The 25,235-nt window shown below is 64.8% G+C and carries 26 protein-coding genes and 2 tRNA genes; 11 read left to right on the top strand and 17 right to left on the bottom strand.

What is annotated here, in order from left to right:
* The first annotated feature begins 30 nt into the window (after nt 1–30).
* Both M2336_RS13720 and M2336_RS13725 read left to right on the top strand, forming a co-directional pair.
* Nucleotides 31–627, top strand: a complete 597-nt coding sequence (locus M2336_RS13720; RefSeq protein ID WP_264593104.1) for a DUF2239 family protein — start codon at nt 31–33, stop codon at nt 625–627.
* Nucleotides 624–1,055 (top strand): ester cyclase, encoded by a 432-nt coding sequence (locus M2336_RS13725; RefSeq protein ID WP_264572422.1) that lies wholly within the window; start codon nt 624–626, stop codon nt 1,053–1,055. The genes M2336_RS13720 and M2336_RS13725 overlap by 4 nt, the downstream gene beginning before the upstream one ends.
* Before the next feature lie 299 nt (nt 1,056–1,354).
* Here M2336_RS13725 and M2336_RS13730 read toward each other — a convergent pair whose 3' ends face one another.
* Entirely contained in the window at nt 1,355–2,296 is a 942-nt protein-coding gene (locus M2336_RS13730) for a GlxA family transcriptional regulator (protein WP_166666327.1), read from the bottom strand.
* A 126-nt stretch (nt 2,297–2,422) separates the two neighbouring features.
* Here M2336_RS13730 and M2336_RS13735 point away from each other — a divergent pair, with 126 nt between their 5' ends.
* The 3 genes from M2336_RS13735 (at nt 2,423) to M2336_RS13745 (ending at nt 4,625) form a co-directional block, all read left to right on the top strand.
* Nucleotides 2,423–3,229 (top strand): SDR family NAD(P)-dependent oxidoreductase, encoded by an 807-nt coding sequence (locus tag M2336_RS13735; protein WP_133652588.1) that lies wholly within the window; start codon nt 2,423–2,425, stop codon nt 3,227–3,229.
* A gap of 75 nt (nt 3,230–3,304) precedes the next feature.
* Nucleotides 3,305–4,048 (top strand): SDR family oxidoreductase, encoded by a 744-nt coding sequence (locus M2336_RS13740; RefSeq protein ID WP_264593105.1) that lies wholly within the window; start codon nt 3,305–3,307, stop codon nt 4,046–4,048.
* Nucleotides 4,049–4,097: 49 nt separating this feature from the next.
* Complete coding sequence (locus M2336_RS13745; RefSeq protein ID WP_133652590.1) at nt 4,098–4,625, top strand: carboxymuconolactone decarboxylase family protein; 528 nt, start codon at nt 4,098–4,100, stop codon at nt 4,623–4,625.
* 208 nt (nt 4,626–4,833) lie between these two features.
* Here the strand turns inward: M2336_RS13745 and M2336_RS13750 are convergent, their stop codons facing one another.
* From M2336_RS13750 to M2336_RS13800, 11 genes are all read right to left on the bottom strand, one after another.
* A complete protein-coding gene (locus tag M2336_RS13750; protein WP_264593106.1) occupies nt 4,834–6,063 on the bottom strand; it encodes a tyrosine-type recombinase/integrase in 1,230 nt (409 codons plus the stop codon).
* A gap of 177 nt (nt 6,064–6,240) precedes the next feature.
* Nucleotides 6,241–6,327 (bottom strand) — tRNA-Leu (locus M2336_RS13755).
* Nucleotides 6,328–6,420: 93 nt separating this feature from the next.
* The gene (locus tag M2336_RS13760; protein WP_264572922.1) at nt 6,421–6,597 is read right to left on the bottom strand and encodes a hypothetical protein; all 177 of its coding nucleotides are present in this window, start codon (nt 6,595–6,597) and stop codon (nt 6,421–6,423) included.
* Nucleotides 6,598–6,637: 40 nt separating this feature from the next.
* On the bottom strand, nt 6,638–7,411 hold the full coding sequence (locus M2336_RS13765) for an MBL fold metallo-hydrolase (protein WP_264572923.1): 774 nt from the start codon (nt 7,409–7,411) through the stop codon (nt 6,638–6,640).
* A 4-nt stretch (nt 7,412–7,415) separates the two neighbouring features.
* A complete protein-coding gene (locus M2336_RS13770; RefSeq protein ID WP_264572924.1) occupies nt 7,416–8,198 on the bottom strand; it encodes a TatD family hydrolase in 783 nt (260 codons plus the stop codon).
* Nucleotides 8,198–9,763: a methionine--tRNA ligase gene (gene metG, locus M2336_RS13775; protein WP_264593107.1), complete on the bottom strand. Its 1,566-nt coding sequence runs from the start codon at nt 9,761–9,763 to the stop codon at nt 8,198–8,200. The genes M2336_RS13770 and metG overlap by 1 nt, the downstream gene beginning before the upstream one ends.
* Before the next feature lie 125 nt (nt 9,764–9,888).
* Nucleotides 9,889–11,172, bottom strand: a complete 1,284-nt coding sequence (locus tag M2336_RS13780) for an Nramp family divalent metal transporter (protein WP_264572926.1) — start codon at nt 11,170–11,172, stop codon at nt 9,889–9,891.
* A 238-nt stretch (nt 11,173–11,410) separates the two neighbouring features.
* On the bottom strand, nt 11,411–12,391 hold the full coding sequence (locus M2336_RS13785) for an AAA family ATPase (protein WP_264572927.1): 981 nt from the start codon (nt 12,389–12,391) through the stop codon (nt 11,411–11,413).
* Nucleotides 12,388–13,017 carry a dTMP kinase gene (gene tmk, locus M2336_RS13790; protein WP_264572928.1) on the bottom strand — a complete coding sequence of 210 codons (630 nt, stop codon included), beginning with the start codon at nt 13,015–13,017 and terminating at the stop codon, nt 12,388–12,390. Before tmk ends, M2336_RS13785 begins: the two co-directional genes overlap by 4 nt.
* A gap of 8 nt (nt 13,018–13,025) precedes the next feature.
* Complete coding sequence (locus M2336_RS13795; protein WP_264572929.1) at nt 13,026–14,186, bottom strand: D-alanyl-D-alanine carboxypeptidase family protein; 1,161 nt, start codon at nt 14,184–14,186, stop codon at nt 13,026–13,028.
* A gap of 97 nt (nt 14,187–14,283) precedes the next feature.
* Nucleotides 14,284–15,360, bottom strand: a complete 1,077-nt coding sequence (locus tag M2336_RS13800) for a lytic transglycosylase domain-containing protein (RefSeq protein ID WP_264593108.1) — start codon at nt 15,358–15,360, stop codon at nt 14,284–14,286.
* A gap of 154 nt (nt 15,361–15,514) precedes the next feature.
* Between M2336_RS13800 and M2336_RS13805 the strand changes: the two genes are divergently transcribed.
* Both M2336_RS13805 and M2336_RS13810 read left to right on the top strand, forming a co-directional pair.
* Nucleotides 15,515–15,604 (top strand) — tRNA-Ser (locus tag M2336_RS13805).
* 177 nt (nt 15,605–15,781) lie between these two features.
* Nucleotides 15,782–15,970: a hypothetical protein gene (locus M2336_RS13810; RefSeq protein ID WP_264572931.1), complete on the top strand. Its 189-nt coding sequence runs from the start codon at nt 15,782–15,784 to the stop codon at nt 15,968–15,970.
* Nucleotides 15,971–16,082: 112 nt separating this feature from the next.
* On the opposite strand, the gene M2336_RS13815 is transcribed toward M2336_RS13810, so the two are convergent.
* Genes M2336_RS13815 through M2336_RS13825 form a run of 3 tightly spaced genes read right to left on the bottom strand, consistent with a single transcriptional unit; the run spans nt 16,083 to nt 18,518 of the window.
* Nucleotides 16,083–17,462 (bottom strand): sensor histidine kinase, encoded by a 1,380-nt coding sequence (locus M2336_RS13815; protein WP_264572932.1) that lies wholly within the window; start codon nt 17,460–17,462, stop codon nt 16,083–16,085.
* Nucleotides 17,459–18,139: a winged helix-turn-helix domain-containing protein gene (locus M2336_RS13820; RefSeq protein ID WP_264593109.1), complete on the bottom strand. Its 681-nt coding sequence runs from the start codon at nt 18,137–18,139 to the stop codon at nt 17,459–17,461. Before M2336_RS13820 ends, M2336_RS13815 begins: the two co-directional genes overlap by 4 nt.
* A 19-nt stretch (nt 18,140–18,158) precedes the next feature.
* The gene (locus M2336_RS13825) at nt 18,159–18,518 is read right to left on the bottom strand and encodes a PDZ domain-containing protein (protein WP_264572933.1); all 360 of its coding nucleotides are present in this window, start codon (nt 18,516–18,518) and stop codon (nt 18,159–18,161) included.
* Between the two features lie 155 nt (nt 18,519–18,673).
* On the opposite strand from M2336_RS13825, the gene M2336_RS13830 reads away from it, so the two are divergent.
* The 3 genes from M2336_RS13830 to mprF are packed head-to-tail and all read left to right on the top strand — an operon-like array spanning nt 18,674 to nt 22,370.
* Nucleotides 18,674–19,393, top strand: a complete 720-nt coding sequence (locus tag M2336_RS13830) for a virulence factor (RefSeq protein WP_264572934.1) — start codon at nt 18,674–18,676, stop codon at nt 19,391–19,393.
* The gene (locus M2336_RS13835) at nt 19,386–19,796 is read left to right on the top strand and encodes a DUF2147 domain-containing protein (protein ID WP_264570400.1); all 411 of its coding nucleotides are present in this window, start codon (nt 19,386–19,388) and stop codon (nt 19,794–19,796) included. Before M2336_RS13830 ends, M2336_RS13835 begins: the two co-directional genes overlap by 8 nt.
* Before the next feature lie 24 nt (nt 19,797–19,820).
* Nucleotides 19,821–22,370 (top strand): bifunctional lysylphosphatidylglycerol flippase/synthetase MprF, encoded by a 2,550-nt coding sequence (mprF, locus tag M2336_RS13840; RefSeq protein ID WP_264572935.1) that lies wholly within the window; start codon nt 19,821–19,823, stop codon nt 22,368–22,370.
* Nucleotides 22,371–22,385: 15 nt separating this feature from the next.
* Here mprF and M2336_RS13845 read toward each other — a convergent pair whose 3' ends face one another.
* On the bottom strand, nt 22,386–23,768 hold the full coding sequence (locus M2336_RS13845; protein WP_264572936.1) for an AcvB/VirJ family lysyl-phosphatidylglycerol hydrolase: 1,383 nt from the start codon (nt 23,766–23,768) through the stop codon (nt 22,386–22,388).
* A gap of 185 nt (nt 23,769–23,953) precedes the next feature.
* Here M2336_RS13845 and M2336_RS13850 point away from each other — a divergent pair, with 185 nt between their 5' ends.
* Nucleotides 23,954–24,433, top strand: a complete 480-nt coding sequence (locus M2336_RS13850; RefSeq protein WP_264572937.1) for a PH domain-containing protein — start codon at nt 23,954–23,956, stop codon at nt 24,431–24,433.
* A gap of 91 nt (nt 24,434–24,524) precedes the next feature.
* Here the strand turns inward: M2336_RS13850 and M2336_RS13855 are convergent, their stop codons facing one another.
* Entirely contained in the window at nt 24,525–25,058 is a 534-nt protein-coding gene (locus tag M2336_RS13855; RefSeq protein ID WP_264572938.1) for a PEPxxWA-CTERM sorting domain-containing protein, read from the bottom strand.
* Between the last annotated feature and the right edge of the window lie 177 nt (nt 25,059–25,235).

The following is a 25,235-nucleotide window of genomic DNA, read 5'->3' on the forward strand; positions in this document are numbered from 1 at the left end:
ACGCACGATTATACCCGGCTATAAAGGCGCATGTCCGAGTATCTGTCCGCTCCCTGTACCGCCTTCGCCGGCACCAAGCGCATCGCGAGCGGGGCGCTGATTGACGTGGCGTTGGCGATCAAAGCGTGGGAAGGCCAATCGCAAGGTTCGATCCTCACCTTCGATGATGCTTCTGGTGCCGTGATCGACCTCGATCTTCGAGGCACCACAGCAGAGATCGTCACGCGATTGACCGAGCATGGCGAGCTTGAGGCCTTGGCGGCTAAGTCAAACCGATCGAGAGGCCGGCCGAAGCTGGGCGTGGTTGCGCGTGAAGTGACCCTGCTACCGCGACATTGGGAATGGCTTGGAAGGCAAACGGGGGGAGCCTCGCAGACATTGCGTCGTCTCGTCGACGAAGCGCGCCGCGCCGATGGTGGTCAGGCCGACCGTAAGGCAGCACACGAGCGTACCTATCGCTTCCTGTCGGCGCTGGCCGGCGATTTGCCAGGTTACGAAGAAGCGATCCGCGCCCTGTTCGCTGGTGAGGATGGGACTTTCGCCGAGCGAATGGCGACGTGGCCGCAGGACATTCAGGACCATGCGCTGGCACTCGCCCAGCCGAACCCGAGCAAGGCGCAATCATGATCACCGTGGATGAGCGTAAGCAGCGGCTTGCCGCTTTCATACGACAGGTTTGGGATGGCGGCGATGCAGACGCGGCTGATGGCTATGTCGCGGAGACATACACCATCCATCACGATCCCGGCGATCCCTGGGAGGGCAGAACGCTTGATCGCGCCGGTTTCAAAGATCGGGTTCGAAAGTCGAGAGCTGCTTTCCCCGACCAACGGTTCGACACTCAGGGATTGTTCGCCGAGGGTGATAATGTCGTGATGACCTGGCTTTGGAACGGTACGCATCGAGGTGACTTGGCGGGGTTCCCGGCAACCGGCCGGGTGATCCGTATGTCGGGCGCGACGGTCTACACGTTCGACAGCGAAGATCGGCTGACAGGCCATTGGCAGATCACGGATCGGCTTGGCGTGTTCCAGCAGCTACAGCGCTCAGGCTAAGAGATTTTGGGGAGGCTGACGCTTTCCCAGTTCCGATCTGCGGTCAGTCAGATTGGCAGCTATCTTTGCGAATTCCCCGAAACCCACCTGGCGGCTTCCCACCAGACTTTCGCGTAGGCGGTCCAAGGAGCGGTCTGCCGAACGGCCGAATCTGGTGGATAGCTGTCGTTCAGCGGACCTTGCGGGAATAACGGGTTTGTCCCACGATGCGGCTTTCGCTGTCGGGGGCACCCACCAGATCATGCCGTTCAGCAGGGGGCGCTGAATGTCCGGACACGGCGCAGTCTGACATTGGCAAATCACGCGGCCCTTGCCAGGCGGCGGAGTGCCTGAGGGGGCTGGCCGTACTGGCGCATGAAGGCCTCGCGCATACGGCGCATATCGACGAAGCCGCTTTCCCGCGCGATCTGGTCCATCGGGTGGCGGGTTTCCTCCAGCATCAGCCGTGCTGCCTCCAGCCGCATCTGCTCCACCGCCTTGGCCGGGGTCTGCCCGGTTTCTGCCCGGAACGCGCGGGCGAACTGGCGGGGGGATAGGGCGGCCACCTCGGCCAGTTCGTCCACGGTCAGCGGGTTGGCAAGGTTGGCCTTGGCAAAGATCAACGCCTTCTGGATCCGGTCGCTGCTCGGCGCCAGTTCCAGCAGTTCGGAATGTTGCGACTGACCGCCCGCGCGTCGATGATGCATGACCAGCCGCCGGGCGATCGCGCCCGCCAAGTCGCGGCCAAGGTCTTTCTCGATCAAGGCGACCGCCAGATCGAGCCCGGCAGTAAGCCCGGCCGAGGTCCAGACCGGTCCTTCGTTGATGAAGATCCGATCGTCTTCCACCCGCACATCGGGAAACGTTTCGCGCATCTGGCGGGCATAGGCCCAGTGCGTGGTTGCCCGCCGCCCATCCAGCAGGCCCATCTGGCCGAGGAGGAAGGCGCCGGTGCAAAGCCCCGCCACCCGCCGCGATTCCCGCGCCATGGTCCGCAGGGTATCAAGCGTTGACTCTTCCTGAGGCGGCGGGGGGACCAGCCCGGCCAGCAACAGCAACGTATCGACCGTGCCGACCTCTGCCAGCGGCGTGGTCGGCACGGCAAATCCGCTCGATGACATGACCGGTCCACCATCCACCGAGGCGATGGACAGGGTATAGAACGGCTCTCCCTTAACGGCATTGGCCAGTTCGAAAGCGGCCTGCACCCCCAGTGCAAGGAACTGGAAACCGGGCGTCAGAACCATTGCAACGTGGGGCATTTGGGACTCCAGACGGCGCGTGGCAGGAAACAGTACTTTCTACGTCATATCAGACACTCGCGGTTCCGTCCATAAGGTCCTTGTCGAGAGCGAAGGCGCTCTCACCGCCACGAAAGGACCTGACCCATGACCGCCACCGCATCCAAACTCGGCACAGCTCTCATCACCGGCGCATCGACCGGGATCGGCGCCATCTACGCCGATCGCCTCGCCGTCCGCGGCTACGATCTGATCCTCGTCGCCCGCAACAAGGACAAGCTTCAGACGCTTGCCGCGCAGATTTCCGACAAGACCGGCCGCTCGGTCGAGGTGCTTGCCGCCGACCTTGCCGACAGCGCCAATGTGGCCCGGGTTGAACGGGTCCTGCGCGAAGATGCCTCGATCACCGCGCTGGTCAACAATGCCGGGGTGGGCACGCACACCACGCTGCTGGAAAGCGATGTCGAGCGGATGGAAGCGATGGTCCAGCTCAACGTCACCGCGCTGATGCGCCTTACCTATGCGGCGGTGCCTGGATTTGTCGCCCGCGGCGGCGGCACGGTGATCAACATCGCCTCGATCGTGGCGGTCGCTCCCGAACTGCTCAACGGCGTCTATGGCGGGACCAAGGCCTTCGTCCAAGCCTTCACCATCTCGCTCAACCACGAACTAGCCGACAAGGGCGTGCGGGCCCAGGCCGTGCTGCCCGGCGCCACCCGGACCGACTTCTGGGCCAACGGCGGCCTGCCGGTCGAACACCTTCCGGAAGAGATCGTGATGGATGCTGCCGACATGGTCGACGCCGCGCTGGCCGGGCTGAATCAGGGCGAAATCAACACGATCCCGGCCCTGCGCGATGCGCATCTCTGGACGGAATTCGAGGCCGCCCGCGCCGCCCTTGGCCCCCAGCTGTCCGCCACCCGCTCTGCCCCGCGCTTCCACGTCGCGGCCTGAACCATTCGCCTGCCTTTCTCTCTCAATCCTCTCCAAGCAAAAGGATATTTCCCCATGAAACTCACCGGCAACACCGTGTTCATCACCGGCGGCACCAGCGGAATCGGCCGGGGCCTGGCCGAAGCGCTCCACCGCCTTGGCAACAAGGTGATCATCTCGGGCCGCCGCACGGCGCTGCTCAAGGAAGTCACCGCTGCCAACCCCGGCATGTCGGCCATCGAACTCGACGTGAACAGCGTGGACAGCATCCAGGCCGCCGCCCGCGAACTGATCGCCAGCTATCCCGACCTCAACGTGGTCTTCAACAATGCGGGCTTCATGCCTTTCGATGACGTGTCCGGCGTGATTGACGATGCCTTGGCGCAAGAGCTGATCGCGACCAACCTGCTCGGTCCGATCCGCGTGACCTCGGCCCTGATCGAGCACCTGAAGCAGCAGCCCGAAGCGACCGTGCTCTACACCAGCAGCGTTCTCGCCTATGTTCCGATCGCCGCCAACGCGATCTATTCGGCCACCAAGGCGGCACTCCACTCCTTTGCCCTGTCGCAGCGGTTCCAACTGCGCGACACCAGCGTCCTGGTGCAGGAAATCGCCCCGCCGTGGGTGGACACCGACCTCATCTACAAGAGCGGCGACCCGCGCGCCATGCCGCTGGCCGACTTCATCGAACAGACGCTGGTTGCCCTTGCCACCGACGCGCCCGAAGTGATCGTCGATGCTATCCGCCCGATGCGCGATAACCCCGGCGCGAACGAACACGCCCTGTTCGAAGCCTTCAACCAGAGTCTGGTCGAAAACCCGATCCCGGTCGGCGCCTGAGCCGGTCCCGCTCCTTCCAGACACCTCAAGATCCCGAAAGGAACCCATCATGTCCCGCATCAACACGCTCGCCCCGGAAGCTGCGCCTGAAGCTTCGCAGGCCACCTTGTCCGCCATCGCCGCAAAGCTTGGCCGCGTGCCAAACTTCTTCCGCGTCCTGTCCAACAGCCCGGCTGCGCTGGGTGCCCACGGCGCGCTCAGCCAGGCACTCGGCAAGGCGCTCGACGTGAAGACGCGGGAACGGATCGCGCTGACGGTGGCGGCGGTGAACGGCTGCGAATATTGCGATGCCGCTCACACCTTCACCGGCTTCAACCTTGCCAAGCTCAGCCGCGAAGAGATCGACCTCGCCAGGCAAGGCACTTCGGCGGAGCCGCGTGCCGCAGCTGCAGCCGCCTTTGCCCGCCGGGTGGCCGAAGCCCGCGGCAAGGTCTCGCAGCGTGATGTGGACGCGGTCCGTGCCGCCGGGTTCAGCGAGGCCCAGATCGTCGAGATCGTGGCCGTGGTGGCGGAGAACTTCTTCACCAACCTGATCAACAACGTGGCTGCAACGGAGGTGGACTTCCCGGCGATCTGAATCGGCGCGCCGAAACGGCAAAGGGCACTCGCCTGTGCGTCAAGGAGCGCGCAGGCGAGTGATCCGTTGAATGGCAGCTACCGGCATTGCCGGACGTTCGTAGCAGCAGCGCTGTATGGCAAAAATGTCCCACAATCAGCCGTAAGCCTTAATGCTGGCCAAAGACCCCGCTGACGGTCACCAACCGCCAGCGGGAGGGTGGGTGTGATCAAGATGCGCGGCGTGCCGCCGGGAAGTTGGGCCGGAGAATTTTGCCGCCGTCGCGCAGTTCGTCGAGATAGTCGGACCAGCGCTGCATCATCTGCACACGCTCGTCCCAATATTCGCCGCGGGCGTAGGCCCGCCGAACTTGGTTCGTATCGACATGCGCGAGTTGCCGCTCGATCGCGTCGGGGTTCCATTCGCCCATCTCGTTGAGAAGCGTGGCTGCCATTGCCCGGAATCCATGCGCAGTCATCTGGTCAGTGGTATAACCGAGCTTGCGCAGGCCTTGGTTTACGGCATTCTCCGACATCGGCTTGCGCGGCTTGCCGAGGCAGGGAAACAGATATTTCCACCAATGCGTGTGCTCGTGCAGTTCCTTCAGCATCTCGATCACCTGCTGCGACAGCGGCACGCGATGAGGCCTACGCATCTTCATCCGTTCGGCGGGGATAAACCAGATGGCTTCATCGAAATCGATGTCGGACCATTCGGCCTGCCTGAGCTCGCCAGGGCGCAGTAGAACGTGCGGAGACAGGCGCATAGCCATTACCGTCACCTTGTGTCCCGTATACCCATCGATGGCCCGCAGTAGCGCGCCCACTTCGGAGGGCTTGGTGATGGCGGCGAAGTGCTTGACCTTCGGCGCGGCGATTGCCCCGCGCAGATCTGCCGCGACGTCCTTGTCGCATCGGACAGTCGCGACGCCATAGCGGAAGACACGGCTCAGGACGCTCCTCATTCGCCGCGCGCTTTCATAGGCACCTGTCGCCTCGACCTTTCGGAGGACGGCGAGTGCTTCATGGGGTGTGATTTGCGCGATGGGGATGGTGCCGATCACTGGGTACGCCTTGGCGAGCAGCCAGCGGATCTTGTCGACGGTCACCGGCGCGAGGCCATCCCGCTCGCATTTGACGAGCCACTCCTGCGCGACCGCCTCGAAAGTGTTTGCGGCGGCATATTTATCAGCGATCCGCGCGCGCTTCTTCTCAAGCGCAGGATCAATCCCCTCAGCAATCTTCTTCCTGGCTTCATCGCGCCGGACACGGGCCTCTGCGAGGCTTATGGTTGGCCACCCTCCGAGGTGAAGCTTTTTCTGTTTATCCAGGAAACGGTAGTTGAAGCGCCACAGCTTTGAGCCATTGGGCTGGATGACGAGATAGAGGCCTTGGGAATCTGAAAGGTTCCAAGCCTTCTCTCTCGGCTTGGCGGCATTGATCTGGATGTAGGTCAGCATGGTCGTTTTCCCAGCAATGCCGGGTCGATCCGAGGGCAACAAAAACGGCAACATTTTGTGGTCGCTGCTGTTGCCCTTAGCCGGATTTCGCCGGACGGTGTCTGGCGATTTTCGGTCAAGAAATGCTGTGAAACCAGCCGCTTACTGGACTTACCTGGACGTCGCCAGAGCCAGTTGTGGTGCCCAGAAGAGGACTCGAACCTCCACGACCTTGCGATCGCCAGCACCTGAAGCTGGTGCGTCTACCAATTCCGCCATCTGGGCACGGGGTAGGACCGGCGCTTTAGGGGGGCTGTTCGGGGGTGTCAACAGCCTCGAACAGATAAGATGGGATTGATGCAAAATATTGTGTCGGGGTCAGCCAGAGAGGCCGCGGAAGGCCAGAACGACGATCCAGACAGCGGCGAAAATGGCGATCCAGATGAGGATCATCTTCACCAGATGGTGGAGCGGGAGGCGGCGCAGGGCCAGGCTGCTGCCGACAAGGACGAAGGCCAGGACGAACCAGAGGCTTTGGGCAATCATATCGGCCATGGCCAACTCTCCTGCTGGAACGGACGCCCGCGAAGGGAGATCAGATCAGGGCGGTCAGACCATCGTAGCCGGGCTCGACGCCTTCGGGAAGCATGGCGCGCAGACGGGCATAGTCCATGCTGTTATCCATGTGGGTGAGGATGGCGCGGCCTGGGCGTATCCGCGCGATCGCCTCCAGCGTCAGAGCCAGATGGGCGTGGGTCGGGTGCGGCCGCTCGCGCAGCGCATCGATGACGAGACAATCCACGCCCGCATAGAGCGAGACCATCGCATCGGTCATCTCGTGAAAATCCGTGGCGTAGGCCAGCGACCGGCCGCCGCAGGAGAATCGGAAGCCGCTCGAGGAGATGAAGCCATGGGGCTGATCGACATGGGTGACCGCGATGTCGCCCACCGTCACCCCCTCGTCGGGCAGGTCATGGCCCGCGATGGTCGCGCGATACCCCTCGCGCCCATCGAACGCATAGTCGAAGCGGCTGCGCAACGCCGCCATGGTCGCCTTGTGACCATAGCCGGGTACAGGGGTGCCACGATGATGCATGATCTGCCGCAGATCATCGATGCCGTGGCAGTGATCGGCATGGTCGTGGGTCCAGAAGACGGCATCCAGATGCACGACATCGGCCGCCAGCATCTGCGCGCGGAAATCCGGGGAGGTGTCGACCAGCAACCGCGTGGTCGCACTCTCGACAAGGATCGAGACGCGGGTGCGGCGATTGCGCGGCTCGGCGGGATCGCACTGCCCCCAATCATTGCCGATACGCGGAACGCCCGAGGAAGTGCCGCTCCCCAACATGACCAGCTTGAGCGTCATGGCGTCACGCGACCGGCGCGGCGCGGGAGAACAGGGCGAAGAAGTTGTGCGTCGTTGCCTGCGTCAGCGCCTCCAGAGGCTCGCCACGAAGATTGGCCAGGAAGCGCGCGGTATCGGCGACGAACGCCGGTTCGCAGGGCCGTCCGCGGTGCGGCACCGGCGCGAGGAAGGGCGAGTCCGTCTCGACCAGCAAACGGTCGGCCGGAATGCGCGCCGCCGTCTGCTGCAAAGCCTTGGCGTTCTTGAAGGTCACGATCCCGGAAATACTGATGAACAGGCCGAGGTCCAGTGCGATGTCGGCAAAGGCATCGCTGGCGGTGAAGCAGTGGATCACTCCGGTGAATGTCCCCTGCCCCATCTCGTCCCGCAGAATGGCCGCGGTGTCCGCCTCGGCATCGCGGGTATGGATGATGATCGGCAGACCGGTCTCGCGCGCGGCGGCGATATGGGCGCGAAAGCTCGTCTGCTGCTGGACGCGATCGCTATGGTCGTAATAATAATCCAGCCCGGTCTCGCCGATACCGACGACACGGGGATTGGCCGCAGCGGCCACAAGCTTGGCGGTATCGACATGGGCATGGCTGTCCGCCTCATGCGGATGAATGCCGACGCTCGCCCAGACGTCCGCCTCGCGCTCGGCCAGTCCGATAATCGCGGCCCACTCCCGCTCGCGGGTGGAGATGTTGAGCATCGTGCCCACCCCCGCCGCACGCGCACGGGCGAGGACAGCGGGCTGATCCTCGACCAGCCCCTCATAATTGAGGTGACAATGGCTATCGACGAGCATCAGGCTTCCGCTGCGGGGGGTTCAAGGCGGGGGAAGAGCGGCTGCTGCGGGCCGACGACATGGCCGCTCGCGCGCAGCGGCGTGTACCAGTCCGTGCCGATGGCGCTGAACGTGCGCGCATCCTGAGGCAGCCCCATGCGGTCGAGCAGTTCCTCTGCGCTGCGCGGGATGACCGGCAGTGCGGAGACAGCCAGCGTCGCAATGCAGACATAGAGCGTCGCCAGCACGGCCTCCATACGGGCCGGATCGGTCTTGCGGAGCGCCCAAGGGGCCTGCGCATCGACATAGGCATTGCAGGCATAGGCCGCGCGCAGCCAGGCCTGGATCGCCTCGTGCGGGGCGAAGCGCTCGAATGCGCCGGGAACATCCTGCATGGCAATCTGCCGCACCTGCGGAAGCAAGGCCTCATCATCGGCATTGGGTGCCGGTGTGGGCACACGGCCTTCCAGGTTCTTGGCAATGAAGCTCAGCACGCGCTGGGCGAGATTGCCGAAGGCGTTGCCAAGCTCGGTATTCGATTTATGAACAATGGCTTCCGCGCTATAGCTGCCATCATTGCCGAAGCCGACCTCGGCCAGCAGGAAGTAGCGCAGCGGATCGACGCCGAAGGCCTCGGCCAGCTCGACCGGATCGGCAACATTCCCCAGTGACTTGGACATCTTCTCGCCGCGGTTGAGCAGGAAGCCGTGGCCGAACACCGTTTTCGGCAAAGGCAGTTTCGCGCTCATCAGGAAAGCCGGCCAGTAGACCGTGTGGAAGCGTACGATATCCTTGCCGATGATGTGGACGATGTCGCCCCCTTCCGCCCAGTAGCGCGCCATGCGTTCTGGATCAGAGGGATAGCCGCAACCTGTGAGATAGTTTGTGAGCGCATCCACCCACACATACATGACGTGATCCGGCGAGCCGGGGACCTTCACGCCCCAATCGAAGCTGGTGCGCGAGACAGACAAATCGCGCAGCCCGCCCTCGACGAAACGGAGGATCTCGTTGCGGCGGCTTTCGGGCTGAATGAAGTCCGGCTGATCGCGGTAGAGCGCCAACAGACGGTCCTGATAGGCCGAGAGGCGGAAGAACCAGCTCTCCTCCACGGTCCATTCCACCGGCGTGCCCTGCGGGGAGAGCTTTTCCCCGCCATCGCTGAGGCTTAGCTCGCTTTCATCATAATAGGCCTCATCGCGGACCGAGTACCAGCCTTCATAGCGATCGAGATACAGGTCGCCATTGTCGACCATCGCCTGCCAAATGGCCTGGCTTGCGACATGATGGGCCGGCTCGCTGGTGCGGATAAAGCGATCATAGCTGATGTTCAAAAGATCATCCATCTCCCTGAAATAGCCTGACATCTCATCGGCCAGCGCGACAGGCTCAACGCCGCGCGCACGGGCGGCCTGCGCCATTTTGAGGCCATGCTCGTCGGTGCCTGTCTGGAAGAACACGTCCCGCCCCATCATCCGGGCCGCGCGGGCGAAGGCGTCCGTCGCGATTGCTTCATAGGCATGGCCGATATGAGGGCGGCCATTGGGGTAACTGATCGCCGTGGTAATGGTTAAGGGTTTGGGCATGATGTCCTGCTGGATAAGGGCCGTCTGAGGCGCGGCTTTCGCTTGCGGCTTCTCTAGCGGGGTACAGGGAGGATGCCTAGACTCCTCTCCGACCTCGCAGCGCGGCGCCCCGCGGAAAGGGTGACTTACAACAGCGAGCGGATCTGATCCACGCACAGCACCGCAAAGAGCAGCGAGGCCAGGCCGAGCATCAGGTTAGACCACCAGCCCGAGCGCCATTGCGCGGGCACTGCCTTCGAATTGAGCAGCCACATGAGCGTGACGGCGAGGAAGGGCATGAAGAAGGCACCGAACGCGCCATAAGCAATGATGAGCGCAAAAGGCTGGCCCAGAAACAGCAGGAGCATGGGCGGGAAGGTGAGCCAGAGGACGTAGAAGCGGAAGGCCGGCGTCCGGTCCAGCGTGGCCGCTATGGCCGGATCATGCACCGCAATCTCCCGTGCCCGTTCCGCCCGGATACTGCGGACGAAATCCGCAAACAGCAGCGATACGCCTTGCCAGACGCCGAGCACCGACGAAAAGGTCGTCGCCGCGAACCCGATGAGGAACAAGGTCGCCACGGTACGCCCGAAGCGCGCCTCCAGCACCGCGCCCAGATCGAGCAGGCCCCGGTCGCCACCGGAAAGCGCGATCTGCGCGGTGTAGAGCAGTTCGGCACCGACGATGAGCATCGCGATGACGAAGATGCCGGTCGCGATATAGGCCACGCGATTGTCGAACCGCATCATCGGGATCCAGGCTGGGGAGCGCCAACCCTTGGCGTTGACCCAATAGCCATAGGCCGCGAGCGTGATCGTGCCGCCGACGCCGCCGATGAGGCCCAGCGTATAGATGGCCGAGCCCTCCGGCAGCGTGGGCGCGAGGCCGATCAGTGCTGCGTCGAGATCGGGCATGACGAGGATCGCAAGCCCGACAACGACGACGAACATGACGCCGATCAGCAGCTTCATCACGGCCTCGAACACCGCATAGCGATTGAACAGGACGAACAGCGCGCCGGCAAGGCCAGACAGCATCCCCCAAGCCCAGAACGGTAGCAGGCCGGGGAACATCGCGGCGAGCGGCAGCGCGGTCGCGCTCATCGCCGTGCCGCCATACACGAAGCCCCAGATCAGGATGTAGATGCCGAAGTACCAGCTCGTCCAATGGCCGAGCGACCGCCAGCCTTGCAGCATCGTCGATCCGGTGGCGAGATGATAGCGCCCGGTCGCCTCGGCCAGCGCGATCTTAATGATGCAGCCGATGACGGCGGCCCAGAGCAACGCATAGCCAAAGCGCGCGCCGGCAACGAGCGTGGCGACGAGATCGCCCGCGCCGACGCCGGTCGCGGCCACGACGATGCCGGGGCCGAGCCGTTTCCAGCGCTCCAGTCCGACGGGCGGGGTTTCGTCTATCGGTGTGGAAGGCAAGTCGGGCGCATCTCGGGTTTGCCTGTGCTCGCTCGCCATCCTGTCAGTCCCCCACTTGCCGTTCGCGAGGGGTATAGCGCGATTTTGGCAATGTGGTGATTTTCCTGCTGGGCAGCCGATGATGTACGCTTGGATGCGCTCCTGCGAAGGCAGGAGCCTGGGGCGGCTAGGTTCGTCAGTTGTGCCCTGGGCTCCTGTCTTCGCAGGAGCACCTATTCAGAAAGGCCAGCGAACACCTCTATCGCCCGACGCGCGCCACGGTCTCGCACAGGGTGTAGACCAGCGCGCCGGGCTCGAGCTGCAGCGGGGTGACAGCGCCGGCGCCGAGGCGCTGGGCTTCTTCATAGGCGGCGATGCCAGGACCGAGCCTGGACGCGGGCGCACCCCGCAGACGGCGGGCGATGTAGCGCGGCACAAGATCGACAAAGGCTTCGAGGCGGGGGCGAGCCGCCACCCCCGAGAGCGCGCTCATCAGGCCGGCGCGGGCGCCCTCCCCACCGCGTCCACCCTGCGCGATGGCATCGAGTGCGTGCTCCAGCCCGGGCAGATCCAGATCGCGATTGGCGATCGCTTGCCCCGGTGCCCCCTCGGCACTCGCCGCCAGCGCGGCGCGCTCAGGCTCTGGCACCTCCGGCAGCGCGGTCGCCAGCGCCTGTGCCATGCTCGCATCATCCAGCGGCGCAAAGCGGAGCACCCGGCAGCGGGAGCGGATAGTGGGCAGCAAGCGACCGGGCCGATGCGCCACGAGCACGAAGATCGCACCCGTCGGCGGCTCTTCCAGGCTCTTGAGGAGGGCGTTGGCAGCGCCCGCCTCCAGATCATCCGCGCTGTCGATCAGCACAACACGCCGGCTGCCCATGGAGGGCGCGCTATGCAGCAGACGCGAGAGGCTGCGCACCTGATCGACGGTGATGTTGCGGGCGAGTGCGCCGCTGTCAGTCTTGCTGTCGCGCTCAAGTCGTTCGAGCCGCATGAAATCGGGATGGGCGCCGCCATCGAACAGGCGCATCGCCGGGTCTGTGGGGTCCGGTGCGAGCCGATCCGACGGGACGGGACGTCCCGCGCCGCTGACCAGCAGCCGCCGGGCGAAATCATAGGCGATCCCGGCCTTGCCCAGCCCCCGCGGCCCGGCGAAGATCCAGCCATGATGGAGCCGGGTCGTCGCGCTGGCCTCGATCAGCGTCGCGATCTGCTCGTCATGGCCGAGCCAGCGCGTCATCGCAGCCAGTCGGCGAGCGCGGCCAGCAGCCGGTCGCGCACCGTCTCCATCGATCCGCTGGCATCAATTTCCCGGAAACGCGCGGGTTCAGCGGCTGCGAACCGGCGAAATGACTCGGCGACATCGCGATGAAACCCAGCATCGCGCCCGCCGATCCGATCCACCGCCCCGGCATCCCGCGCGCCGGCCCGTTCGCTGCTCTCATCGAGCGGCAGGGCGAGCAGCAGGGTGCGATCCGGCAACAGCCCGCCCGAGCCGATGCGGTGGAGCGTCAGAATGTCCTCGTCGCTCAGCACGCCGCCCACGCCCTGATAGGCACGGCTGCTGTCCAGAAAACGGTCACAGATCACCCATTTGCCGGCCTCCACGGCCGGCAGAATGGTGCGCTCGGCATGATCGGCCCGGGCCGCAGCGAACAGCAGCGCCTCGGCGCGCACGCTCCAGCGATCCGCCGCACCGGAGAGCAGGAGGCCGCGAATGGCCTCGGCCCCCTCGCTGCCACCGGGCTCGCGGGTCAGCACTGTCTGGATGCCGCGCGCCTCAAGCGCCTCCGCGAGCAGACGGGCCTGCGTGGACTTGCCGACGCCCTCGCCGCCTTCCAGCGTGATGAAGCGGCCGCGCGTCATGTCGGTACTCAGCTAAAGAAGGAGAGGAAGCCGTTCCACAGGCGCGCGAAGAAGCCGCCTTCTGCGACAGCTTCCTTGGCTACAAGCGGCAGGGTCTGCGTAGTGCCGTCCCCGGCATCCACCACCAGATGAGCAATCTCCTGCCCCTGCGCGATCGGCGCCTTGATTGGGCCGCGATAGACGACCCGCGCCTTGATCTCGCCATTCGCCGCCGCAATCGGCACGGTCGCGACGAGATCGCGCGGCGTCACCAGATCGACCGAGCGTGCCCAGCCGCCCTGGACCTGCGCCTGCCCCAGCGTAACGCCCTTCTTGGCCAGCGGCTTGGACCGCCAGGCCTTGAAGCCCCAGTCCATGAAGCGCACGGATTCCTCCACGCGGCCATTGAAGCTAGTGAGGCCCGCGACGACCATCACAAGACGGCGACCATTCTGCTGGGCCGAGCCGGTGAAGCCGTAGCCCGCCTCCTCGGTATGGCCGGTCTTGAGGCCATCCGCGCCATCCACACGCCCGAGAATCGGGTTGCGATTGGCCTGGCTGATCTCCGATCCGCCCATGGTCTGGCCCCAAGTGAAGGATTTGACCGTGTAGAACTGCTTGTAGAGGTCCGGCGTCTCTTCCAGCGTGTTGCGGGCGAGCGTCGCAAGATCGCGCGCGGTGGTGTAGGTGCGGCCTTCGTCGGGCCAACCGGTGGTGTTCGCAAAATGGCTGTTGGTCATGCCCAGCCGCTTGGCTTCGGCATTCATGAGGTCGGTGAAGGCCTCTTCCGATCCGGCGATGCCCTCGGCCAGCACCACGCAGGCATCATTGCCCGAGAGCGTGACGATGCCGTGCAACAGGTTCTCGACCGAGACCTCCTCATTGACGGAGAGGAACATGGTCGAGCCCTGGCTATGCCACTTACGCCAGGTTTCCGGACGGACGGTGAACTTCTGGTCGAGCCGCAGCTTGCCCTGCTTGATGAGATTGAACGCCACATGCGCGGTCATCATCTTGGCCATGGATGCCGGCGGCATCCGCCGGTCCGCATCCTTATCGAACAGCACCCGGCCGGACGACAGATCGACCATATAGGCGACGGAGGCCTCGGAGGTGTAGCTTGGCGTGTTCGCCTGCGCGGCGGACAGGAAGAGCGGCAGGACGAGGGCAATCGGCAGAAGTGCGCGCATGGGAAAATCCGGTCGTTGACAGGTCATCGCGCGCCCTGCGGGCATCGCGGCTTCGCTTCGTCCTTAGCCATCCGCCATGGCTCTGCCTAGCCCCGGATCAAGGCCGCACCGCATCGGCCAGCAGGCCGACGGACAGCGCGTAGAAGTTCGAGCAGTTGTAGTCGAGGATTACGCGGTAATTGCCGGTGAGCAGATAGGCCGTCTTGCCCGGGCCATCCGGCTCGATCAGCGTCGCCTGAATACTGCCATCCGGCCAGGAGCCGCCCTCCGGCATGATTCCGAGCGCCTGCCACTCGCGCATCGAGAGCCAGCGACTGTGACGACCGAACACGCGCGGGCAGCGAGTGGGATTGAGCGTGCTGGTGATCCGCCGACGGTCGAATCCGGTCGGCAGCCGCACCGCGACGCCCCAGGGCTCGCCTTTGCGCCAGCCGGCGCGCTGGAAATAATTGGCGATGGAGGCCAGCGCATCGGGCTCGCTCGACCAGATATTGGGCGTCCCGTCACCATCGGCATCCACCGCATCGCGCAGATAGACGCTAGGCAGGAACTGCGGATAGCCAAACGCGCCGGCATAGCTGCCGACCAGCCGCTCACGCGGAACGCCGCGTTGCATCATAGACATCACGGCCAGCAGTTCCGGCTCGAACAGCGCGCGCCGGCGCCCTTCATAAGCGAGCGTCGCCAGCGAGCGCAGCAGGTCGAAATCGCCGCTGATCGTGCCGTAATTCGTCTCATGGCCGTAAATCGCGACCATGATCTCCTCCGGCACGCCCGTATCACGCTCGATCGCCACCAGCAGCGCGCGATTGGCATTGTAGACCGCGCGGCCGCGGGCAATCTTCCGCGCATCGATGTGGCGCTGGCGATAGGGCTCGAAATCGGGAATCTGGGCATTGTCGGCTGTCGGCAGATTGCCGCGATCCAGCGCCGCGACGCGCGGGTTGAAGCTCAGCCCGGCAATCGCCCGGTCGAAAGTCGCATCGCTCACGCCTTGCGTCCGCGCCTTGCCACGCAGACTTTGCAGATAACCCGTGAACCCGGCCGCCGTCTGCGCATCGACCGGATCGTTCGACGAGGGCAGTGCCTGCGCCACGGCGGGGGCCTGCGCGGCGAGGGAAAGACCGAGAGCGAAACCGCAAAGCGGCAACAGCCGGCGGCGAAGCGAATGCATTGTCATCCGCGCATATTGGCAGAGTTGACGCAGGACGCGCAAGGCAAGCCTCCGCAATTGGGCGCATCGCCCCTGCGACGAACCGCCCGCGCAACAATGCCTCGCTCGCGCGGGCTTCCTTTGCCGAACAGTTTCGACTAGGGCGCGGAGCAACGGACAGGTGGCCGAGTGGTTTAAGGCAGCGGTCTTGAAAACCGCCGTGGGTGGAAGCTCACCGTGGGTTCGAATCCCACCCTGTCCGCCAAATCTTCTCACGCGGGCTTCCTCTTCCGGTCGCTAGTCTTTGGCGGCAATGGATCGTGCGCCACCCCGATTCCCCACATGTCCAAAAGTTCATGCAGGCGCCATGCTCCGGTTCGGTGCTGGGGGCCATAAGGGGCTTGCGATCCACGAAGGGTCGCTTGTTGAAGGAGATACCCTCATGAACCGTCGCCTGATCATTGCCGGCCTGGCATCCCTCGCAGCCATCGCCACGCCGGTTGTCGCTTCGGCCAAGACGGCACCGGCGAAGGAAAGCCATCACAAGGTGGCCAAGCCCGCCAAGCCGGCCAAGAGCACGACGACTGCATCGCTCGCCGCTCCGGCCAAGAGCACGACCGTCAAGAAGTGATCCCCCGTCACCGGAGCCATGCCGTCCCTCCCCCTTGCCCGCATGGCTCCGGTCGACCGCTTCATGGAGACAGGCTTGATCCTGTCGGCAGCGGAAGCAGACCGAAGGCCGCTCAGCCTCCCACGCCGATGAGAATTTCAACCGCGAACAGACCATGGCGGCGGGTGAAACGGACCTGACCGCCATGCATGCGCGCCACGGCCGCGACGAGCGATAATCCAAGGCCTGCCCCAGCCTGCCCGCGCGCGGCATCCAGCCGACCGAAGCGCCGCAAGGCTTCTGCTTCCCGATCCGGCGCGATGCCCGCCCCTTCATCGGCAAGACCGATGATCACGTCTGCAACCTCGCGATCCAGATACAGCGTCATCGCACCCGCGCCATATTTGAGCGCATTGTCGAGGAGGTTGGCGAGCGCCTGACCCAGCAATTCGCGATGGACGCTGACCTCGACCGGCCGCTCGATTGCGATGGAAAGGCTGCGGCCTTGCTCCTCAACCAGCGGCGCGTACAAGTCTTCCAGATCGGCGAGCATCTCGCCCAGCAGTGTGGGCCGGAAGCGCTCGCGCCCGATGCCCGCTTCCGCGCGGCTGATCTCCAGCGCGGTGGTAAGCATGGCGAGCAGCTGGTCCGCCTCGCGGCTGATGCCCTCGATGGCCGTGCGCATTGCCGCCGGATCGTCCGTCTCCAGCGCCCGGTCGATTCGTGCGCGCAGGCGGGTCAATGGCGAGCGCAGATCGTGCGCCATGCTGTCGGTGACGGTGCGCAGTTCGCCGATCAGGCTGCCGATCCTGTCCAGCATCCCATTGATCGCCTCCCCCAGCCGGTCGAAGCTGTCCCCGGAACCGTGCAGCGGCACGCGCTGCTCGATATCGCCTGCGCCTACGCCCTCTGCCGTCGCGGCGATGTGCCCAATCCGGCGATCGATGATCTGCACTACGAACCATGCGCCGGCGAGCGCGAGCGGCAGGGCAAGCGCCAGCGCGGTCAGCAGGGCCTCGTGAACAGTCTGGCGGATTTGATCGCTGGCCTCGGCGCGGCGGCCGACGAGCAAGCGGCGCCCATCGCCCAGCCGCGCGGCGGTGATGCCGAACGGGGCCGGCTCTGCATCTCCCAGCCGGTAAAGCTCGGCGCGCGTCCAGCCCGCCTCGGCCGTGACATCGGGCGGCCAATCCGAGAGGTTTCCAGCCACTTTGCGCCCGTTACGATCCACGAGCAGAATGAGGGCATCGTTATCGTCCGCAGTTCGCTCGGCGATTGCCCGGTTCAGCGCCTGCACGCCTTCATCCCGGCCGATCATCAGCAGGCTGTCGCGATCCTCAACGGCGATGCTGCGGTCGGCCGCCGCGAGGTCGGCGCGCACGAATTGCGTGACCGAGGCGAGTAACGCCGCGCCGAACACCAGTTCCAGCAGCAAGATCCAGCCCATGAAGCGGACATGCGACGAGCGCAGCCAGCGCAGGCCCGCCCCGGATGCGGCACCCGGTCGACTCATTCGCCCAGCCGGTAGCCCGCGCCGCGCACGGTGTGGATCAGGGGGACATCGCCCTCAATATCGATTTTCCGGCGCAAGCGGCTGACATGCACGTCGATGACGTTGGTGCCAGGGTCGAAATGATAATCCCACACGCCTTCGAGCAGCATCGTGCGCGTGACGACCTGCCCTGCGTAGCGCATCAGATATTCGAGCAGCCGGAACTCGCGCGGCTGAAGCTCGACGCGTCGACCGCCGCGCTGCACCGTGCGCTTGAGCAGATCCATGTGGAGATCGCTGCAGGCAAGCGTCGTCTCCACCGATGTACCATGGCCGCCCTTGCGCATCAGCAGTTCCAGCCGGGCGAGCAGTTCGGCAAAGGCGAAGGGTTTGACCAGATAATCGTCGGCACCCGCCGTCAACCCCGTCACGCGGTCATCTACGGAGCCGAGCGCAGTCAGCAGGATCACCGGCGTTTCGATGCCGGCAGCACGCAGGGCGCCCAGCACGGCCATACCGTCCATGCCCGGCAGCATCCGGTCGAGAATGATCGCGTCATAGCCGCCATCGGTCGCCATGAAGAGGCCGTCGCGCCCATCCGCGCTATGATCGCCGACATGGCCATGTTCGGCCAGCCCCTTCAAGATGAACTCGGCCGTCGCACGATCATCTTCGACCAGGAGTATTTTTCTGCCCATTCCACCGTCCCTGGCGCCATTATTTGCCGCATCGTCGAGCGCGGGCCTCATATCGCACGGCGCCGTGCGCCAGCGATAGCGGAATGTCGCAATGGGCGGGATCGTCGATCATGTGCCGCGCCACGCCGAGCCTTCGCACTGCATGCCCATCCACAGCGCGCAATTGATCGCCCACCGCAATCGGCCCGCCCCCTGCCTGCCCATCCCGCAGGCTGGTCACGACGATCCGGCCCGCCTTGTCCTCGCCCAGCGTGAACCCGGCATGCGTAGCATGGCGAGGCGCGGCGGCTGACGGTGGCACGAGATGGGAGGACAGCAAGGGCGGCGCGCCCGCCAGCGGAACGAGAAAGAAATAGAGGAGGCGGTTCGAGAGGCCCATGACATCCCGCCTAGACCATCGGGAATGGCGGGCGGCTGACCGCCACATGACATGAAGTTCATGAAGCGGCCACCGCGTTGACCGGCTGTCACTGCCAGAGGATACCCTCGGACGATCATGGACATGAGAGCAGCATGACGAGGCGCGGAGGATGGATGCGGAAGACGGCAATCACGCTCGTTGCCCTTATGGCGCTGGTGCTCATGGCGTTCGGCTGGTTGGGCTATTTCGGCAGCGACCCGTTCACGATTTTGCGCCCCGCCGGCTACCATCCGCGCGCCGGTGCGCCCGTGGCGGTCATCTTTTCCGGCGACATGGGCTTTCGGGTCGGCATGGGGCCAAGGATTGCGCAGCGCCTTGAAGCAGCCGGCATCCCGGTGGTTGGCGTCAACAGCCTGACCTATTATCGCAAGACCCGCACCCCGTCCGAGGCTGCTGCGCTCATCACCCAGGCGCTGGCGCAGGCGCGCGCCGTGAACCCGCAAGGGCGCGTGGTGCTGATCGGCCAGTCCTTTGGCGCGGATATGCTCCATGTCGGCCTCGCCAACCTGCCGGAGGCGCAGCGTCGGGATATCGCGCTGGCCGCGCTCTTCGTGCCCGGCGCGACGGTCGAGTATCGTGCATCGCCAAGCGAAGTGCTGAGCTTCTGGGAGACCGAGCATGATGCCCTGCCTACCGCGCGCACGCTCAGCTGGCTCCCCTTGCTCTGCGTCTACGGCAAGGAAGAACCGCAAAGCCTCTGCCCCCGATTCCACCTGCCTAATCTGCGCAGTCATGGCCTTCCCGGCGGTCATCAGCTGAACTGGGATGTCGCGGCGGTCACGGGACTATTGTTCGACGCGATGACCTCGGCCGGGGTCAATCCTCATGGCTAAGCTGCTCGCGATAGCCGTTGCCGCCATGATCGGCGCCTTCACGCCGGCTCATGCCGAGAACGCCATTGCCGGGCATTGGATCAATCCGCGCGGCACGGTGGTCGTTACCACGGGCGATTGCGACGGCGGCCTGTGCGGCTGGGTGAGCTGGGCGAACGCGACCGCCCTTGCCGATGCCGCCGACGCTGGGGTCTCCAGGCTGATCGGGACCAAACTCCTGCAGGATTATCATGCCAAGTCACCGGGGCATTGGGCGGGCCGCGTCTATGTGCCGGACCTTGGCCGCACCTTCTCGTCCACCATCGAGCAGCTCGACCGGGATCGGGTGAAGATTTCCGGTTGCCTGATCGGTGGCTGGCTGTGCAAAAGCCAGATCTGGGTCCGCCAGGTTCAGGCCGATTAGCGCCCGATGGCCTCCGGGGGGCAGATGAAGACCATGACTCAGCGCCATCGCACAATCCTGACCATTGGCGTTGCTTTGCTGTTGGCCGTGCTCGGCTTCGTGGCGCTCAGCCACTTGCTGCGCGAGGTCCATCTGCGCGACGTGAGGGCAGCATTCCACGCCTTGCCTCCTCTCGCCTTTCTGGCTGCCGCGCTCCTCACCGCATGCAGCTACGCCGCGCTGACGCTGTATGATGTGATGGCCCTGCGCACCATTGGGCGCCCCCTGCCTTACCGCACCGCCGCGATCGCCTCGTTCACCAGCTACACTCTGAGCCATAATCTCGGCCTCTCGCTGCTGACCGGCGGGTCGGCGCGATATCGGGTGTACAGCGCCTCCGGTTTGGGCGCCGGGGATATTGCCCGCGTGATCCTGATCGCCAGCCTGACCTTCTGGAGCGGTGTGTTCGTGCTCTCAGGCGCCATGCTCGCCTGGCGGCCCGAAGCGCTGGCTTTTGACGGGATGGTCGTCCCGCCTGGTGTGCTGCGTGCGATTGGGCTCGCCTTGCTGCTCGCCACCGCTGCAGGCCTCCTCTGGTCCGGACGACGAGGGCGGACGTTGCATGTCCGTCGCTGGTCGCTCCCTTTGCCGCCGGCCAAGCAGATCATCGCGCTCATCGGGATCAGCGCGCTCGATCTTGGAGCGGCCAGCGCGGCGTTGTTCGTGCTCATTCCTGGCATCGAGATCAGCGCCTGGCCGGCCTTCTTCATCGGCTATACCCTGGCAATCGTCGCCGTGCTCATCACCCATGTGCCGGGCGGCATCGGCGTGTTCGAGGCGATCATGCTGATTGCCTTGCCCAATGTGGACCGGCCGGAGCTGGTCGCCGCCCTGCTGGCCTATCGCCTCATCTATTATATCGCCCCGCTGATTGTGGCGGCCGTGCTGATCGTGGTGCAGGAGGGCGCGCGGTGGCATAAGCCCATCGGACGAACGCTGCGCGGCGCTCAGGTCGTCGCCTCCGGCATGGCGCCACTGATGATCTCTGCGCTGGTCTTTTTCGGCGGCACGGTGCTGCTGATCTCCGGATCGCTGCCGACCATCCCCTGGCGCGCCAACACCGTGTCCGACATCGTGCCGCTGCCGTTCGTGGAGCTGTCCCACATGGCCGGGAGCCTGATCGGCGCGGCTCTACTGGTGCTCTCCGCCGGGCTTTACCGTCGCCTTGACGGTGCTTTCTGGCTCACGCGCCTGCTGCTTCTCGCCGGCGCGGTCTTCTCGATCGTGAAGGGGCTGGATTATGAGGAAGCAGGCGTCATGCTGCTCATCGCGGCCGCGCTGCAATGGTCCAAGCCCGCGTTCTACCGGCGCACACGCCTGCTGGCGGAGGCCTTCTCGCCCGGCTGGCTGGCGACGATTGCGGTGGTGGTCGGCCTGTCGATCTGGATCGGTCTATTCGCTTACCGACATGTGGATTATCAGAACGATCTGTGGTGGCGCTTTGCCGAGCGCGCCGATGCCGCGCGATTCCTGCGCGCCAGTCTTGCCGTCGCGGTGCTGCTCGTTGGCGTCGGCCTTGCCCGCCTGTTCGAGCCCGGCCGGGCCGAACGCGCCGTAGAAGCTGGGGGCGATGAGCCGTCCCCCGCCGCTATCGCGCTGGCCGACCGGACTGACGCAAATCTTGCCTTCACCGGAGACAAGCGCTTCCTCCACTCGCAAAGCGGCCGCGCCTTCCTGATGTATCAGATCAAGGGCGCCAGTTGGATCGTGATGGGCGATCCTGTCGGCGCCGAGGACGAATGGTCGGACCTGCTCTGGGACCTGCGCGAAAAGGCGGACGCGGCGCAGGGACGCCTGCTGCTCTACCAGATCAGCCCGGTCGCCCTGCCGATGGCCATCGAACTGGGCCTGCGCATCACCAAATACGGCGAGGAAGCCCATGTGGACCTCGCGACATTCTCGCTCGATGGCCCCAGCGCCAAGTCGCTGCGCCATGCAGAGCGCCGGGCGACGCGCGAGGGCGCGACGTTCGAGGTGATCCCTGCGACCGACGTACCCACCCATATGGGCGAACTCGAGCGCGTCTCCGATTTCTGGCTCAAGGCCAAGGGCCAGCGCGAGAAAGGCTTTAGCGTCGGCCGCTTCGACCCGGCCTATCTGGCAAGATTCGATTGCGCCGTCGTGCGCAGTCAGGGGCAGATCGTCGCCTTCGCCAACATCTGGCAGACACAGACCCGCTCGGAACTCTCCATCGACCTCATGCGCCATGACGACGCCGCGCCTTATGGCACCATGGACTTTCTGTTCATCCGCCTGATGCAATGGGGGCAGCAACAGGGCTATCGCTGGTTCAACATCGGCATGGCGCCACTCTCCGGGCTGGAAGCGCGCCGCCTCGCGCCTTTGTGGTCAAAGCTCGGGGCGTTTCTCTATCAGCACGGCAATGCCTTTTACGGCTTTGAGGGGCTGCGCGCCTATAAGGAGAAATTCTCGCCCGAATGGGAGCCGCGCTACATCGCCGGGCCTCAGGGCATCTCGCTCGCCCGCGCGCTCATCGACCTGCAGAGCCTCATCGGCGGCAGCCCCCAGACCTGATCCATCGTCAGCGCTTCAGGGGCGCTTGCGAGCGAGGATGATCTGCGCCAGCAACGCCGCGTTGCTATCGAAATGATGACCGCCCGGCACGACATATTGCTGGGCCAGCCCCTGCGGGATCTTGCCGCAGGCGCTCTCCTCTTCATCCTGCCCCCGCACGCACTGGACCGCCAGGCCTCGCAGCCGGGTAATCGCCGGAATGGTCGGCAGCCCGCCGCTATCGCCCACGTCCAGCCAGCTACTGAGGTGAAACTGGAAATCCGCCGTGCTGCTCAAGCCCAGCAGGGACACGCGCTCGATCTTGCTGCGGATGGCCGGCGGTAGAGCATCGACCATGAATGGGAGGGCATCCGCGCCGAAGCTGTAACCGATGAGCAGAACCCGCGGACGCGCCCATCGCTCGCTGAATGTCTCGATGAGCGCTCCGAGATCGCGCCCGGTCCCGGCAGGGGTGCGCGCAGTCCAGAAATATTCGAGGCTGTCCACGCCGACCACCGGTATCCCTGCCGCAGCGAGTTGGCTCGCCACGTCGCGGTCGATGCTCGCCCAGCCGCCGTCGCCCGAATAGATGATCGCCATCAGATCGCGGTTCATCGGCGTCGGCGCCGCCTGCACCAACGTGAGCGGCATGGTGAGGTGCGGGAGCGCGCCGGCGGGAGGGCGCGGCTGGTCGCGCGGCAGCAGTGCCATCGTCGCATCCGCGATGGCTTTCGGCCATGCCTGCGCGGCTGAGGGCAGCGTTCTCTGGTTGGCGCCCGGCACCGCGCGCACGAAGGATTGCGTCCGGCCGACTTGCGCCGCCGTGCCCATGACGAGCCAAGGCACGCCAATCTGCCTGTTCGGTTTCAACGACCACCGAGCGGTCTGCCCGACGCGCGCAAAGGACGCCCCTCCGGTCGCGCACCACGGGCTGGCACTAATCACCTGCGGCGTGAAGCCGATCGAGATCACCCCACGGTAGGGCGCGTTGGGCCATTGCGACAGCGCGGCATAGGTCAGAGCCGCTCCCATGCCTTGGCCGATCAGCACGGGCTTGAGATAGGCCTCAATTCCCGCACGATGCTGGAGATCCTTGGAGAGATCGTTGATCGGCGCATTCAGGTTGAGGCAGCGTTGATGCCAAGCCTGAACGGTCTTGAGCAATGTAGCGGCCGAAACCGTCGCAACGAGGAGCCCGCGCTGGCTCAAACCGCGCGCGATGGGAGCGGCAGTCGGCGAATCCGAAAGGAAGATCACGACACCCTGCGGCGCACCGGCCGGCCGGTCGACATGCACGGCGCCAAAGGGCGCCAGCCGATAGGATGCGCTCGGCGCGGCGACGGATGTCCGCCCCTGCGCAGTCGCGCTGACCGCACCCAGCAATCCCAACGCCAGAAAGCCGAGCAGTTTCTTGCGCATGTTCTACCTCGTGTTCGATCCGACCGTCGGCGACCGCGTCGCCCGATGCCTCTAGCGGGCCGGAATACTACAGCGCCCGCTGCTCGGCGAGATGCAAGGTGGGCTCGTCGCAAAAGCGATCACTCACCCCTCTTGACGTGCTCCCTGCCCCGGCCGACTAGAGCGCGGCGAGGATGGAGCAGAGCATGACCGGCAGAGCACTTCAGATGGCGGGATGGCAGACCGAGCATGTCATCGGATTTCGCCCGACCATGTCGGCCTTCCTGCTCAAATCCTTCAAGGGCTGGCTGACCTTGGCCGGATCGATCCTGCTGCTCGGGATTCCCTTTATTGCCGTGGGCGTGGTCGCGCTGCGCTATCGCATGACATGGTACGAGCTGAGCGGCGAGCGCCTGTTCATTCGGCAGGGCATCCTCGCCCGGACGGAAGAGGAGATCGAACTCTACCGCATCAAGGATGTGCGCGCGGATTTCTCCATCATCCAGCAATTGTTTGACGTCGGCAATCTGCAGATCATTTCCTCGGACCTGACCGGCGAAGGCGTCGATCGGCGCACCGTGCTGCGCATCAGCAACCTGGAGAATGCGCGCCATATCCGCACGGAACTGCGCAACCGCGTGGAGCGCGCTCGCAGGCTCAAGGGCGTGCGCGAAATCGACATGTAAGCGCACCGGGCGCGTTGCCGGACCGGCTAGATTGGCACGCAAAAAAGCCCGGCCGTTTCCAGCCGGGCTTCCTTGAAATCGAGCGCTCGACTCAGGCGAAGCTGACAGTCGTGCGACGACGACGCATCATCGTACCAGCAATCGCAAACCCGCCGATCAGCATCATCCACGTTGCCGGCTCAGGCACGGGCGCCGCAACCGGCGAAACGCTGCCGGACAGGGCGAAGCGCGTGCCGCCATTCCACTTCACGACGGTCTCGTTCGAGAGCGCGAGCGACGTGCCATCAGCCGTCAGCGGGCTTGCAAAGACCAGCGAGATGCTCGAAATCGGCGAGAGGAACGATGCGCTCAGACCGAGGGTCGAAGACCAGGTGAAGCCAAGGGCATCCGCCAGCGTGTAGGTGTCGCCCGGGAAGTTGCCGAAGAAGCCGTAATTGTTCTTCGTGGTGCTGATCGAGAAATCGAGCAGCGTCGACAGATCGTTGCTGGTGGTGAACGATCCCGTCAGCGCACCGCCGCCGACGAAGTTCACATCATCCAGCGTGAACGTGACTGCTGCAGAGGCAGGCGCTGCCGCCAGCAGCATCGCACCGAGCGACGCTGCCGCCAAAAGTGATTTACGCATGATAATCTCCCACATGTGCCGCTGCGAGTCTGCAGCTGACTGGAGGCGCATAGCAGACCTTAGAATATGATTAACAATAATATTAACCATTGCTGTTCTAAAATGGGCCACTCTTATCGTTCCGACCGCCCCCAGCCCAGCAGGCTCACGCCGGGTCGATCAGGCATTCCTGCGAAA

It is taken from the genome of Sphingobium sp. B1D7B, from assembly GCF_025961965.1.
Classification (GTDB): Bacteria; Pseudomonadota; Alphaproteobacteria; order Sphingomonadales; family Sphingomonadaceae; genus Sphingobium.

Coding starts and splice junctions, on each gene's coding strand:
- M2336_RS13720 (WP_264593104.1), top strand. CDS start 31: ATGTCCGAGTATCTGTCCGCTCCCTGTACCGCCTTCGCCGGCACCAAG.
- M2336_RS13725 (WP_264572422.1), top strand. CDS start 624: ATGATCACCGTGGATGAGCGTAAGCAGCGGCTTGCCGCTTTCATACGA.
- M2336_RS13730 (WP_166666327.1), bottom strand. CDS start 2,296: ATGCCCCACGTTGCAATGGTTCTGACGCCCGGTTTCCAGTTCCTTGCA.
- M2336_RS13735 (WP_133652588.1), top strand. CDS start 2,423: ATGACCGCCACCGCATCCAAACTCGGCACAGCTCTCATCACCGGCGCA.
- M2336_RS13745 (WP_133652590.1), top strand. CDS start 4,098: ATGTCCCGCATCAACACGCTCGCCCCGGAAGCTGCGCCTGAAGCTTCG.
- M2336_RS13750 (WP_264593106.1), bottom strand. CDS start 6,063: ATGCTGACCTACATCCAGATCAATGCCGCCAAGCCGAGAGAGAAGGCT.
- M2336_RS13760 (WP_264572922.1), bottom strand. CDS start 6,597: ATGGCCGATATGATTGCCCAAAGCCTCTGGTTCGTCCTGGCCTTCGTC.
- M2336_RS13765 (WP_264572923.1), bottom strand. CDS start 7,411: ATGACGCTCAAGCTGGTCATGTTGGGGAGCGGCACTTCCTCGGGCGTT.
- M2336_RS13770 (WP_264572924.1), bottom strand. CDS start 8,198: ATGCTCGTCGATAGCCATTGTCACCTCAATTATGAGGGGCTGGTCGAG.
- metG (WP_264593107.1), bottom strand. CDS start 9,763: ATGCCCAAACCCTTAACCATTACCACGGCGATCAGTTACCCCAATGGC.
- M2336_RS13785 (WP_264572927.1), bottom strand. CDS start 12,391: ATGACGCGCTGGCTCGGCCATGACGAGCAGATCGCGACGCTGATCGAG.
- tmk (WP_264572928.1), bottom strand. CDS start 13,017: ATGACGCGCGGCCGCTTCATCACGCTGGAAGGCGGCGAGGGCGTCGGC.
- M2336_RS13795 (WP_264572929.1), bottom strand. CDS start 14,186: ATGCGCGCACTTCTGCCGATTGCCCTCGTCCTGCCGCTCTTCCTGTCC.
- M2336_RS13800 (WP_264593108.1), bottom strand. CDS start 15,360: ATGCATTCGCTTCGCCGCCGGCTGTTGCCGCTTTGCGGTTTCGCTCTC.
- M2336_RS13810 (WP_264572931.1), top strand. CDS start 15,782: ATGAACCGTCGCCTGATCATTGCCGGCCTGGCATCCCTCGCAGCCATC.
- M2336_RS13815 (WP_264572932.1), bottom strand. CDS start 17,462: ATGAGTCGACCGGGTGCCGCATCCGGGGCGGGCCTGCGCTGGCTGCGC.
- M2336_RS13820 (WP_264593109.1), bottom strand. CDS start 18,139: ATGGGCAGAAAAATACTCCTGGTCGAAGATGATCGTGCGACGGCCGAG.
- M2336_RS13825 (WP_264572933.1), bottom strand. CDS start 18,518: ATGGGCCTCTCGAACCGCCTCCTCTATTTCTTTCTCGTTCCGCTGGCG.
- M2336_RS13830 (WP_264572934.1), top strand. CDS start 18,674: ATGCGGAAGACGGCAATCACGCTCGTTGCCCTTATGGCGCTGGTGCTC.
- M2336_RS13835 (WP_264570400.1), top strand. CDS start 19,386: ATGGCTAAGCTGCTCGCGATAGCCGTTGCCGCCATGATCGGCGCCTTC.
- mprF (WP_264572935.1), top strand. CDS start 19,821: ATGAAGACCATGACTCAGCGCCATCGCACAATCCTGACCATTGGCGTT.
- M2336_RS13845 (WP_264572936.1), bottom strand. CDS start 23,768: ATGCGCAAGAAACTGCTCGGCTTTCTGGCGTTGGGATTGCTGGGTGCG.
- M2336_RS13850 (WP_264572937.1), top strand. CDS start 23,954: ATGACCGGCAGAGCACTTCAGATGGCGGGATGGCAGACCGAGCATGTC.
- M2336_RS13855 (WP_264572938.1), bottom strand. CDS start 25,058: ATGCGTAAATCACTTTTGGCGGCAGCGTCGCTCGGTGCGATGCTGCTG.